1 protein-coding gene is annotated in these 1,189 nt (G+C 55.4%); it reads left to right on the top strand.

Going from position 1 to position 1,189, the window contains the following annotated elements; genetic code table 11:
* The first annotated feature begins 75 nt into the window (after window positions 1-75).
* On the top strand, window positions 76-930 hold the full coding sequence (locus tag HMPREF2959_RS08010) for a DMT family transporter (RefSeq protein ID WP_002218821.1): 855 nt from the start codon (window positions 76-78) through the stop codon (window positions 928-930).
* Window positions 931-1,189 lie beyond the last annotated feature (259 nt).

The raw sequence follows: 1,189 nt of genomic DNA, 5'->3' as shown, positions 1-1,189 counted from the left end.
TGCGGCTCGCCGCCTTGTCCTGATTTTTGTTCATCCGCTATACTTTTGTATGACCATCTGACTTTATCACTCACTATGTTTTACCAAATCCTTGCCCTGATTATCTGGAGCAGCTCGTTTATTGCCGCCAAATATGTCTATGGCGGCATCGATCCCGCATTGATGGTCGGCGTGCGCCTGCTGATTGCTGCGCTGCCTGCACTGCCCGCCTGCCGCCGTCATGTCGGCAAGATTCCGCGTGAGGAATGGAAGCCGTTGCTGATTGTGTCGTTCGTCAACTATGTGCTGACCCTGCTGCTTCAGTTTGTCGGGTTGAAATACACTTCCGCCGCCAGCGCATCGGTCATTGTCGGACTCGAGCCGCTGCTGATGGTGTTTGTCGGACACTTTTTCTTCAACGACAAAGCGCGTGCCTACCACTGGATATGCGGCGCGGCGGCATTTGCCGGTGTCGCGCTGCTGATGGCGGGCGGTGCGGAAGAGGGCGGCGAAGTCGGCTGGTTCGGCTGCCTGCTGGTGTTGTTGGCGGGCGCGGGCTTTTGTGCCGCTATGCGTCCGACGCAAAGGCTGATTGCACGCATCGGCGCACCGGCATTCACATCTGTTTCCATTGCCGCCGCATCGTTGATGTGCCTGCCGTTTTCGCTTGCTTTGGCGCAAAGTTATACCGTGGACTGGAGCGTCGGGATGGTATTGTCGCTGCTGTATTTGGGTTTGGGGTGCGGCTGGTACGCCTATTGGCTGTGGAACAAGGGGATGAGCCGTGTTCCTGCCAATGTTTCGGGACTGTTGATTTCGCTCGAACCCGTCGTCGGCGTGCTGCTGGCGGTTTTGATTTTGGGCGAACACCTGTCGCCCGTGTCCGCCTTGGGCGTGTTTGTCGTCATCGCCGCCACCTTGGTTGCCGGCCGGCTGTCGCATCAAAAATAAAGTTGGGAAGCGGTATTTGATGATTGCCGAATAGGCTGAAATCTTTCCATCTCCATTCCTGCGAAAGCGGGTATCCGGAACGAAAAGACGGATATTTATCCGAAATAACGACCATCTTTGCGTCGTCATTCCCGCGCAGGCGGGCATCCGGTTTTTTGAGTTTCGGTTATTTCCGACAAATTGCTGCAGCGTTGGATGTCCGGATTTCCGCCTGCGCGGGAATGACGGGATTTTATAGTGGATTAACAAAAATCAGGAC

Source organism: Neisseria sp. HMSC070F02, from assembly GCF_001814225.1.
GTDB lineage: Bacteria > Pseudomonadota > Gammaproteobacteria > Burkholderiales > Neisseriaceae > Neisseria > Neisseria meningitidis.
The sequence above is the reverse complement of the archived record's forward strand: the minus strand, read 5'-3'. Positions and strand labels throughout refer to the sequence as shown.